This window comes from Faecalicatena faecalis (assembly GCF_012524165.2).
GTDB classification, from domain to species: Bacteria; Bacillota; Clostridia; order Lachnospirales; family Lachnospiraceae; genus Faecalicatena_A; species Faecalicatena_A faecalis.
Genome location: NZ_JABACJ020000035.1, coordinates 19826 through 30818, shown reverse-complemented (window position 1 = coordinate 30818; position 10993 = coordinate 19826). Strand labels below are relative to the sequence as shown.

Below are 10993 nucleotides of genomic sequence, written 5' to 3'. Positions count from 1 at the left end.
TTGCATAAGCAGCTCGTATAGTGTAGTATAAAATCAGTGATTTACGAATGAGAGGGTAGTTCAATGGATGAAATAGCTGTTCTAATTCCATGCTATAATGAGAGTAAGACAATCACCAAAGTAGTCAGCGATTGGAAAAAAGCACTTCCAGAGGCAGTGATCTATGTCTATGATAATAATTCATCAGACCAGACTGCTATACTTGCCAGACAGGCAGGTGCCGTTGTCAGGCAGGAATATCTACAGGGAAAAGGGAATGTGATTCGGCGCATGTTCCGCGAGATCGATGCAAAAGCTTATCTGATGGTGGACGGAGATGATACATATCCGGCTGAATTCGGAAGAGAAATGGTAGACAGAGTGCTTCACCGCCATGCAGATATGGTAGTTGGTGACCGGCTTTCCTCCACTTATTTCCAGGAAAATAAGCGTCCGTTCCATAATCTGGGTAATTCTTTAGTCCGTAAGACAATCAATAAATTATTTAAAAATGATATCAAAGATATTATGACCGGATATCGGGCATTCAGTTATAACTTTGTGAAAACATTTCCTGTTCTTTCCAAAGGATTTGAGATTGAAACCGAGATGAGCATACACGCTGTAGACAAGAATATGCAGGTGGAAAATGTTGTGATCGAATACAGGGACCGCCCGGAGGGCAGCGAATCTAAGCTGAATACCTATAGTGACGGCTTAAAGGTCCTGCGTACAATCGCACGCCTATACCGAAATTATAAGCCCCTTGGATTCTTCTCTGGATTTGCATTTTTGTTAACAGTAATCAGCACGATTTTCCTGATTCCTGTTGTCATCACTTATGCACGTACTGGACTGGTTCCTAACTTTCCGACATTGATCGTATGCGGTTTCGTATATATGGCCGCAATCATCTCACTCTTTGCCGGAATGCTCTTGTCCTCCATTGTACAGCAGGACAGGCAGGACTTCGAGATCCGTCTGATTGCCTGCCAATATCGTTATGAACAGATACTAAGGCAGGACACATCAGAACAAGAACCATAGTTCCCATTTTATCACCTTAGTCTTCTATAAATAAATCAACAACAGACCGACCATCATTCCCAGTATCACCGTGAAGGTCGGTTTTTTACTGCGATACATCAAGATAGACTGTGGAAGAATCTCGCCAAAAACAACATAGAGCATTGCTCCACTGGCAAACCCAAGGCTCAACGCCAGACCAAGCGGACCGATATCTCCCAGAAGATAACCGAAAAAGGCGCCCAGAATGGTCGGTGCACCGCTCAACGCTGTAATTAAGACCGCCTTCCCTCTCGCCATTCCACCGCTGATCAGCGGAACCGAAACCGCCATACCCTCTGGAATATTATGCAGGCCGATTAAGACCGCCAAGATTAGGGCTGCACTTCCCATGACACCCTCATTACTTGCATAGGATGCGCCTATGGTCATTCCCTCCGGCATGTTGTGGAGCGCAATTGCACACGCCATAACAACACCGGCAACAAATAGAGACCAGCCTTTATCTTTGTTTTTCTGATGCTCCACATAGTGGTCACTATGAATCAATTCATCAAGATTATCCGCTGTTTTAGGATGCGCAGCTGTCTTCACGTGAGGAACCTCCCGGTTCGCTCTCTCATCAATCAGATAATTGAGGAAGAACACCATGACGACACCACCCAAGATAGCCAGAACCACAATCACAATATTCGTCTTTGTCTCAATCGCCTGTAGAACCAGATCAAAACAGACGATACTCGTCATCACCCCTGCCGCAAAACTCAACAAAAGGCTGACCACCTTATTGGATTCCCGCTTAAATAAAGCTCCGATCAGTCCTCCCAGACCTGTTCCGCCGACGCCGGCAACTGCCGTTGTCAGCAGTAACGTTCCTATTACACCCATGTTTTTCTCTCCTGTACCCTATTCTCATTTTTCATCCTTCATTCACTATGTCTATTATAGACATGCAGATGTCAAAAAGCTATCCTTATTCAATAAATTTATTGGCTTTTTCAACGGGGCCTGCCCCTTTGAAGGGCGCTCTGTCTCTTTTGAAATTCCACCTGTGCATATTTGACATTTCTACGATTTAATTATACTCTATATTTTATAATATCTAGTCTGATAAGAAATGACAAAAGTATCAAGGAGGTTCTATATCATGTCTGTTGAAAAAGTAAGAGAGTATTTGAAACCATATGGAGTCGATGACCGAATTCTGGAGCCGGAAGCATCCAGCGCGACGGTGGAAGAGGCAGCCATGGCAGTGGGATGTGAGCCTGCAAGGATTGCCAAGACCATGTCATTTATGACATCTGATGGACCCATTCTGATTGTTCTAGCCGGAGATGCTCGTACAGATAATAAGAAATATAAAGAAGAATTCCATGAAAAAGCCAAAATGATACGTCCAGAGGAAGTGGAGGCTTTAATAGGACATGCACCTGGCGGGGTCTGTCCATTTGCCGTCAATGAGGGCGTGACCGTCTATCTTGATGAGTCCTTAAAACGTTTCGCGACCGTCTATCCTGCTGCCGGAAGCGGCAACAGTGCAATTGAATTATCACTGGAAGAACTGGAAAGATGTTCCCGCGCAGTAAAATGGATCAATGTCGGAAAAGACTGGGATTGTGCTCTTTAACCCTGTATAAAGGAGGCCGTTGTATTGTACCGTATCCTGATTATCGAAGATGACCCAGACATTCGGGCCGAACTAAAACTGCTTTTGGAAAATGCCCTTTACCAAGTAGATACTATAATAGATTTTACCAAGGTGATTCCACAGATACAAAACGCTTCCCCTGACCTGATTCTTTTAGACATCCAACTGCCGGGAAACAGCGGCCTGAACCTCTGTCAGGAAATCCGCAGGACCTCCGAGGTCCCTATTATTTTTGTTACAGGCTTGAGCAATCCGATGGATGAACTGAATGGAATGATGATGGGCGGCGACGATTATATTACGAAACCGTACCACGCTCCTCTTCTGCTGGCCCGCATTGCAGCCGTCCTGAAACGCACCGGACACAAGAACGAGGTAGATGATTCCTATCAATTCGTGTGGAAAGGGTGCGAACTGAATCTGCTGGATGGTACCTTAAAGCATGGTAAACTTTCTACGGAACTTACCAAAAACGAATTGCGGATCTGTTATAATCTCTTTTCCCGGGCCGGACAGATTGTCTCCCGGGAAGATCTGATTGATGATTTATGGGATAACCAGATTTTCATAGATGATAATACATTGAGTGTCCATATCACACGAATCCGAAGTAAACTAAAAGAGATCGGCATGGAGCATCTCATCCAGACCAGGAGAGGACAAGGGTATCTGATATGACATTTTGGAAATTTCTAAAAGACAAAATCATGCTACTTCTCCTGCACCTTTTGTGCATGCTGGGAAGTGCTTTCTATTTATCCGCATGTGGCTTGAAGCTGGAACAGCTCTTTCTTTTTTATATGGCATGGGCCATCATGCTGCTCGGTTATCTGCTTACCACATGGTATAAACGAAGCCGTTATTTTAAAGAGCTTTATCAAATCCTGGATGGCTTAGACAAACCTTATCTTCTGGCGGAGACAGCCCCTTATTCCTGGCGTCTGGAAGATAAGCTGTACCAGGATCTGTTAAAACGTTCGAATAAGTCTGTGATTGACGAAATCCATCACCTTGAAACGGAGCGTATGGAATACAAGGATTTCATTGAAAATTGGATTCATGAAGTAAAACTCCCCCTCACCTCCATGAATCTCATGTGTGACAACCGCAGTGAAAATGTTTCCTGGACCTCAAAAGACATCCGACGGCTGAAGGCATCTTTGAGCGAATTAGAAAATGATATTGATAAGGCGCTCTATTATGCCCGTTCTGATACTGTCTACCAGGATTATATGATACGCAGGATTTCTCTGCATGAAGTCATTGTGGATGTGATTCGCCATTTGAAGCCTTACCTGATTCAAAATCATGTACAGCTTGAACTTTCCTCCGATTTAAAGGAAACCTCTGTCTACTGCGATGGCAAATGGCTGGGCTTTATTCTGAACCAGATTCTCCTGAATTCTGTCAAATACAAGAAAGACGAGGGCTGTCATATTCAGATACGCTCAAAACAGGAGCCCCAAAAAACCATCCTTTCTATCGAAGATAACGGAATCGGTATACGTCCAGAAGATCTGGGCCGTATCTTTGAAAAGGGATTTACCGGAAATAATGGGCGTAAGGACGGCAGGGAACAACGTCAATCCACCGGAATCGGACTGTATTTGTGCAAAAAACTGAGTCGAAAGCTCGGCATCACTCTTGAAGCAGAATCTGAACCAGAAGTATATACACGGATTCTTCTCATCTTTCCAGACGGCAGCTCTCACTTTTCCAAAGGAAATCTTTCAAAATCGTAAGATTACTGCAACCTACCTCCATACCATAACAACACATTTTCTATTACCATGAGTATAGAGTAAAAAAGAAAAGGGAGGAACCACTTATGAAAGAATTACTCCATATTGATGATGTAGAAAAGTATTATGGAAGCAAGAATAATATTACCAAAGCAATTAATCGAATTTCCTTTACCATAAACCAGGGCGAATTTACAGGAATCATGGGGGCCAGCGGAAGCGGCAAAACAACGCTTCTGAATCTGATGGCCACCGTGGATACAGTCACCTCTGGTCATATTTGGTATGGTCAGGAGGATATCACCAGGATGACGGAAGATCAAATGTCTGATTTCCGCAAAAATAATTTAGGCTTTGTTTTCCAGGACTATAACCTGTTAGATACACTGACAATCAAAGAAAATATTTCCCTTGCCATGGCACTGACCAAAAAGAGCAGATCTGAGATTGAGAAGCGCACCCATGATATTATGGAACGTCTGGAAATCTGGCCTCTTAGAGATCAGTTCCCTTACCAGGTATCCGGGGGACAAAAACAGCGCTGCGCTTGTGCCAGAGCATTAATCAACCATCCGAAGATTATTTTCGCGGATGAACCGACCGGAGCCCTGGACTCCAAATCAGCCCGAATGCTGCTCAACACCTTCACGTATATGAACCAGGAAATGGAAGCGACCATCCTGATGGTCACACATGATGCATTTTCCGCAAGCTACTGCAGCCGAATCCTATTTCTAAAGGATGGACAGATTTTCCATGAACTTTATAAAGGAGATAAAACGCGCAAACAGTTTCTCGATGAAATTCTGGACGTTCTTTCCCTGACGGGAGGTGACGGATATGTTGAATAAGCTCGCACTGCGCAATGCGAAGCGCTCTTTTCGGGACTATTTTATCTATCTGATGACAATGATTCTTATCACCTCATTGATGTTTGCATTCAACTCCATGCTCTTCTCTAAGGATATTCAACAGGTCTGTACCGAGGCCGGAATGCTTGCCGCTATGATAGGGCTCGCTACATTTTTTATTGTCCTCATTATCATCTGGCTGGTCCATTATATGATGAAGTTCATGGCAGAAAAAAGAGGACGCGAATTTGCCACCTACCTGCTCCTCGGTTTTCATAAAAAGCAGATTGCAAGGCTCTTTTTCAAAGAAACTGTGTTGCTCGGGACCGCGGCATTTCTTATCGGCCTGATTCCTGGAATTTTCCTGCAGCAGGTCATGATCACACTGATCTACGCAATCGTAGATGCAAAGTATCAGATACACCTGGATGTAAAACCACAGACTCTTCTGATGACTGCCGCTATCTTCTGCGCCGCATATCTGCTGGCACTCTTTAGGAACAATCGGCGTTTTAGGAAGATGAACATCCGCGACATGATGTATCTGGAACAACAGAACGAGGAATTAAAGAATGGGAATAAGACCGGCAGACAGTGGCTTTTTATTGTTTCTCTGCTATTCATGATTTTCTTTGGCTGGATGATGGTAGGAGGGCATATGACCGATACAAACATTTATCCTTTGATCGCTATGCTCATCGCCTCTGTGTACCTGCTCTATATCGGTCTTTCCGCTTATCTGGTCAATTATATCCATAAAGGACGCCCCGGAGTCTGGAAGGAGGCAAACGTCTTCGTACTCCGACAGCTTTCCTCCAAGGTCAGAACTATGCAGTTTACACTCGGCACACTGACTCTGCTCTTTATGATCGCACTTTTAGGCTCCTCACATGCGTTCATGCTAAATCAGTTCCAGAGCACGCAGTCGGACGAAAAATGGCCTTTCGATATTGCCATTTATAAGGAAGACCCTAATTACGACTTTTCAAAAGAAATCGAACTTCTAAAGGACCGAACAAAACTGGAATCAGAATATGCATATCAAATATATGAAAATAAAACCGATGATTTCTCGAAATATATGGAGTTCTACTTCAGTGATATTCTGGGAAATTCTGTTGCAGGCAGCGATGCCTATTTCAACTATGACCCTTATATGAAACTGACTGACTACAATCATCTCAGAGAAATGCTGGGCTATAAAAAAGTGGCTTTAGAAAGAGATCAGTACCTGATTCACATAAAAGGCAGGCTGGAAGCTGCTGCTGATGGTTTTTCCAAAAAATCACTGGAACTAAACGGAGAAGCCTTTCAGTGTGCAGGAGTCCAGACTGAAGGCTTTGAGCAGAATGGACACAACGGTGCCGATTACCTTCTGATTGTTCCCGACGAAGCAGCGGCTTCTATGGAGCCCTATTACGCCCTTCTTATGGCACAAGTAAAAGGGAGTGTATCAAAGAGTCTGGAACGGGAATTAAAAAAGGAAACAAATGACATTCATACTATAGAAGAAATGAGTTTTGACAGCTATAGCGAAAATGTGGATAGAGGTTATGGAACTGATATCATGTATGTAAAACAAAGCGATGTATTTATACGTGATACGGAGACAAAGGAAATGAAATCGCTGTTATCTGTCTTGATTTTCCCGCTGTTCTATATCGGACTGGTCTTTCTATGTGTAGCATTGACCGTTCTTGCAGTTCAACAGTTGAGTGATTCAAATAAATATAAGTACCGTTATGCACTCCTGAAAAAGCTGGGACTGAAAGAGAAGGAATTGAACAAAACCATATTGAAGCAATTATTCCTATATTATATCTGTCCATTTTTTGTTGCCGTCCTGATCAGCGGTGGTCTGGTCTTATATGACAGCAATCAATTTACGAAGTTCTCTGATGTAAATGCACCTTCCTGGTCATACTTTGGGCTTTCCCTGCTTTTATTCGGGGGGATATATTTGATTTATTTTGTCGCGACCTATGTAGAATTTAAACGGAACCTTAAAAGCGAATAAACAACGCCCGGCAGTCATTTTAATAAAAATTAAGAAATTTGTAAGATTAATATCATGTTAATGCAAGATTGTTGTGTTATATTCTCTATAGAAACAGTTGTTATAATCCTCTGCCTGGAACGCTGCCCGTCTTCTAATACGGGCAGTGCTTCCATAATTGGCTGATCTTAAATATACGAAAGAGAGAGATTCCATGAAATTTATCCGAAGATTTCTTACCTTTCTTCTGCTCTGCCTTCTCTGCACGGGTGCCTTTGTGGGATACCGTGGATATGAGCGATACCAGGATGCGCTTGCAAAGGTGAGTCTGGAGGAGAAGGTGGCCGAAATTCAAAGTAAGCCTTCCTATACCCCTGTCACCGATTTGCCCCAAGTTTATCTGGATGCTGTCGTAGCGGTAGAAGATAAACGTTTTTATAAACATCCTGGGATTGATGTTATTTCTATCGCACGGGCCATAAAGAATGATATCGAAGCTGGACAGTTGATCGAGGGCGGAAGTACCATCACCCAACAGCTTGCTAAGAATATGTATTTTGATCAGGAGCGCAGCATCACACGGAAAGTCGCTGAGGTCTTCATGGCATTTAAGCTGGAACGAAATTATAGTAAAAAAGAGATTTTAGAATTATACGTCAATAATATTTATTTTGGTGACACCTACTATTGTGTTGCAGATGCATGCCAGGGATATTTTGGGAAAGAGCCCAAGGATATGGATTCTTATGAGAGCACTATGCTCGCAGGAATCCCCAATGCACCTTCTGCCTATTCCCCGGATGTCAGCCTTGAGCTTGCCCACCAACGTCAACAGAAGGTCGTTTGGAGTATGGTCCGGCAGAAATATCTGACCCAGGAAGAAGCAGATCAAATTAATAATCGGATAAAAGAAGCCGCCGCTCAATAGAATAGCGGCACAAACGTAACTGTGCACAGGGTACCTGTGAACAGTTACGTTTTCAGCCCATTTTAAATGCATCTTCGATGCATGGGGCTGAAATCCATCCTACTGTCAACTATGGCGCATAGCTTGACAGCAAGTGTCAAGCTTGCGAGTGAGCAATAACGCACAAACCTCTATCATAATTTCTGGCAATAATAATTTCTTGACGATTCCAGAAATTTCTGGTATAATTTAAGCGTTATGTGAGTAGGATATGATATATAGCAATCCATTCTCATTATGGCGCAGTAGCCAAGCGGTAAGGCGTGGGTCTGCAACACCCTGATCACCGGTTCAAATCCGGTCTGTGCCTCTTTCACGAAGTGCTCTAAATGCCTTTAAATAGGCATTTGGAGCCTTTTTTATTGTCATTGTAAAGTATATGCCGATGAAGAGCCCCTATAAAAAATGGTGATTCGCAGGATCTGGAATGACAGAAATATATCTAAAATCCCAGGTCCTCATTTACCAGTATGACCTTGATTCTTCCCTCCACTCCAGAACTGCGCGTCACAAGAATCTGACAGCAATTTGACTTGGCCCCTTTACAGTCATAGCAAAGTCCTGTATTGCGGCATGGCGTCTGCGTATTCAGACGAACTGCATTAATAGAGCCCGCCTCATTCTGCGCGCGGGACACAGCTTCTTCTACGGTTTTTACAACTTTATTCATACCAATAACCAGGATTACATTTCTCGGTCCGAATGCAATTGCAGCAATCCGGTTCGCAAACTTGTCCACATTTACCAGGATTCCATCCTGTGTAACTGCATTGGAACTTGCAAGGAAGAAATCACTGTCAAAGCACTTTAATTCTGCCTCGCGTTTTTCTTCTGGCGTTTTACAAATATCTCGGTTAATAACCTGGTAATCACCCTCACAAATAGCCTGTTTTAAGCCAATCTCACTAATTGATGCGGAACCACCCCAACCGACTGTACTCCCCTCTGGAATCAAATCAAGGGCAATTTTTAGAGCTTCTGCTTTGCTATCTGCATAATACCCGGCTATACTTCTTGTATTCAAGTTCTTTATAATGTGCTCCGCAAGGAACTGGTTGCGTTTTTTACGATTCTCTTCCATCTTTATCCTCCTTGTATTCCCAATTGTCATATTAATTTTGTTTGTATCCATTATAAACTCAATAAAGGAAAAAATCTATACCTTAACGGATTTATAGGATTTGACAGGAGGGGAGCAAAGAGAAAGGGCAGGATCTCATGCAGTGGGCCTGCAGAGGTACCTGCCCCTTTTGTTCTCACATTGAGAATATTCTGTAATCTTACTCTGCCAGCTCCTGGAAGAGTCCTTTTACTGTTGGATATATTTTTCTGAATTTCTGATAGCGCTCTTCATATTTCGCAACCAGTTCTGCCTCCGGTTCTACTGTCTCCACGACTTTTACGAGCTTATCCGCTGCCGCTTCTACTGATGCATATTCTCCACAGCCTACTGCGGCCAGAATTGCTCCTCCGTATCCGGGACCTTCTTCGCTTTCAATCACATCGACTTTGAGATTCATCACATTTGCAATGATTTTCTTCCAAAGTGGACTCTTTGCTCCCCCTCCACAAATTTTTGTGCGCTCAATCTTGATTCCAAGACTTCTTGCTACTTCCAGAGAATCTCTTAATCCAAATGCGACACCTTCTAATACCGCCTGCGTCATTTCTTCCCGCGTCGTGTCCATGGTCATTCCAATAAAGGTCGCACGCGCTTTTGGATCATTGTGGGGAGAACGTTCTCCCATCAGGTACGGCAGATAAAACACCTGATTTTCACCCAATTTTATAATGTGCTCCTGTTCTGCTGCATATTCTTTCGTCTTCAAGATCTCGTCCATCCACCATTTGTTACAGGAAGCGGCACTCAACATACAGCCCATCAGATGAAAGCATCCGTCTGCATGTGCAAAAGAATGGAGTGCATTATTTTCGTCAACACCGAAGGATTTACTGGAAATAAAAATCGTGCCGGACGTTCCAAGTGAAATATTACACATTCCATCACCAACTGTCCCCGTTCCAACTGCTGCAGCCGCGTTATCCCCCGCTCCCGCAGCAACCTTTACATTTCCTGTAAAACCAAATGCCTCTGACAATTCTGGTTTCAGGCTACCCACGATATCATAACTCTCATACAGTTTTGGAAGCTGTTCCTCTGTAACACCACATATCTCCATCATTTCTTTGGACCAGCGTTTGTGCTCCACATCCAAAAGAAGCATTCCAGAAGCATCCGAGTAATCTGTGCAGAATACACCGCTCAATTTATACGCAAGAAAATCCTTGGGCAGCATGATTTTTTTGATCCTAGCAAAATTCTCCGGCTCGTTCTCCTTCATCCAGAGGATCTTCGGTGCTGTAAATCCTGCAAATGCAATGTTTGCAGTATATTTTGACAGCTTATCTTTTCCGATTACGTTGTTCAAATAGTCCGTCTCTTTTCCCGTACGTCCATCATTCCAAAGGATTGCCGGACGGATGACTTCATCATTTTCATCTAATACGACCAGACCATGCATCTGTCCGCCGAAGCTGATACCTGCAACCTGTGATTTGTCGCACTTGGCTGTCAACTCCTTGATTCCCTGCACAGTTTGGTCATACCAATCCTGCGGACTCTGCTGTGACCATCCTGGATGAGGGAAATACAGGGGATATTCCTTTGATACAATATTTTGGATTTTTCCATTTTCATCCATTAACAACAATTTTACCGCTGAAGTTCCTAAATCTACACCTATATATAACATCTGTTACCTCCATACCCAATGTTTGTAAACG

At 43.3% G+C, this 10993-nt stretch carries 10 protein-coding genes and 1 tRNA gene; 8 read left to right on the top strand and 3 right to left on the bottom strand.

Annotated elements, in window-relative coordinates:
• The first annotated feature begins 63 nt into the window (after positions 1-63).
• Positions 64-1026, top strand: coding sequence for a glycosyltransferase family 2 protein (locus HGO97_RS21970; protein ID WP_216245273.1), 963 nt, complete (start codon positions 64-66; stop codon positions 1024-1026).
• A gap of 24 nt (positions 1027-1050) precedes the next feature.
• Here the strand turns inward: HGO97_RS21970 and HGO97_RS21965 are convergent, their stop codons facing one another.
• Positions 1051-1893: a ZIP family metal transporter gene (locus HGO97_RS21965; protein WP_216245271.1), complete on the bottom strand. Its 843-nt coding sequence runs from the start codon at positions 1891-1893 to the stop codon at positions 1051-1053.
• Positions 1894-2152: 259 nt separating this feature from the next.
• On the opposite strand from HGO97_RS21965, the gene HGO97_RS21960 reads away from it, so the two are divergent.
• The 7 genes from HGO97_RS21960 to HGO97_RS21930 all read left to right on the top strand — a co-directional run bounded on the left by HGO97_RS21960 (position 2153) and on the right by HGO97_RS21930 (position 8519).
• Positions 2153-2632: a YbaK/EbsC family protein gene (locus tag HGO97_RS21960; protein ID WP_216245269.1), complete on the top strand. Its 480-nt coding sequence runs from the start codon at positions 2153-2155 to the stop codon at positions 2630-2632.
• Between the two features lie 24 nt (positions 2633-2656).
• Positions 2657-3331: a response regulator transcription factor gene (locus HGO97_RS21955; protein ID WP_216245267.1), complete on the top strand. Its 675-nt coding sequence runs from the start codon at positions 2657-2659 to the stop codon at positions 3329-3331.
• A gap of 56 nt (positions 3332-3387) precedes the next feature.
• A complete protein-coding gene (locus HGO97_RS21950; protein ID WP_246597687.1) occupies positions 3388-4395 on the top strand; it encodes a sensor histidine kinase in 1008 nt (335 codons plus the stop codon).
• Positions 4396-4481: 86 nt separating this feature from the next.
• Positions 4482-5246, top strand: a complete 765-nt coding sequence (locus HGO97_RS21945; RefSeq protein ID WP_216245264.1) for an ABC transporter ATP-binding protein — start codon at positions 4482-4484, stop codon at positions 5244-5246.
• Positions 5236-7263 carry an ABC transporter permease gene (locus HGO97_RS21940; RefSeq protein WP_216245263.1) on the top strand — a complete coding sequence of 676 codons (2028 nt, stop codon included), beginning with the start codon at positions 5236-5238 and terminating at the stop codon, positions 7261-7263. Before HGO97_RS21945 ends, HGO97_RS21940 begins: the two co-directional genes overlap by 11 nt.
• Positions 7264-7456: 193 nt before the next feature.
• The gene (locus HGO97_RS21935; protein ID WP_216245255.1) at positions 7457-8170 is read left to right on the top strand and encodes a transglycosylase domain-containing protein; all 714 of its coding nucleotides are present in this window, start codon (positions 7457-7459) and stop codon (positions 8168-8170) included.
• Between the two features lie 278 nt (positions 8171-8448).
• Positions 8449-8519, top strand: a tRNA-Cys gene (locus HGO97_RS21930).
• Positions 8520-8651: 132 nt separating this feature from the next.
• Here the strand turns inward: HGO97_RS21930 and HGO97_RS21925 are convergent.
• Positions 8652-9290 carry a lactate utilization protein gene (locus HGO97_RS21925; protein WP_216245252.1) on the bottom strand — a complete coding sequence of 213 codons (639 nt, stop codon included), beginning with the start codon at positions 9288-9290 and terminating at the stop codon, positions 8652-8654.
• A gap of 199 nt (positions 9291-9489) precedes the next feature.
• The gene (gene xylB / locus HGO97_RS21920) at positions 9490-10962 is read right to left on the bottom strand and encodes a xylulokinase (RefSeq protein ID WP_216245250.1); all 1473 of its coding nucleotides are present in this window, start codon (positions 10960-10962) and stop codon (positions 9490-9492) included.
• Positions 10963-10993: the final 31 nt, after the last annotated feature.

Bases quoted from the DNA above. Each gene is read 5' to 3' on its own strand.
- HGO97_RS21950 (WP_246597687.1), top strand. From the start codon at position 3,388: ATGCTGGGAAGTGCTTTCTATTTATCCGCATGTGGCTTGAAGCTGGAA.
- HGO97_RS21970 (WP_216245273.1), top strand. From the start codon at position 64: ATGGATGAAATAGCTGTTCTAATTCCATGCTATAATGAGAGTAAGACA.
- xylB (WP_216245250.1), bottom strand. From the start codon at position 10,962: ATGTTATATATAGGTGTAGATTTAGGAACTTCAGCGGTAAAATTGTTG.
- HGO97_RS21940 (WP_216245263.1), top strand. From the start codon at position 5,236: ATGTTGAATAAGCTCGCACTGCGCAATGCGAAGCGCTCTTTTCGGGAC.
- HGO97_RS21935 (WP_216245255.1), top strand. From the start codon at position 7,457: ATGAAATTTATCCGAAGATTTCTTACCTTTCTTCTGCTCTGCCTTCTC.
- HGO97_RS21965 (WP_216245271.1), bottom strand. From the start codon at position 1,893: ATGGGTGTAATAGGAACGTTACTGCTGACAACGGCAGTTGCCGGCGTC.
- HGO97_RS21960 (WP_216245269.1), top strand. From the start codon at position 2,153: ATGTCTGTTGAAAAAGTAAGAGAGTATTTGAAACCATATGGAGTCGAT.
- HGO97_RS21945 (WP_216245264.1), top strand. From the start codon at position 4,482: ATGAAAGAATTACTCCATATTGATGATGTAGAAAAGTATTATGGAAGC.
- HGO97_RS21925 (WP_216245252.1), bottom strand. From the start codon at position 9,290: ATGGAAGAGAATCGTAAAAAACGCAACCAGTTCCTTGCGGAGCACATT.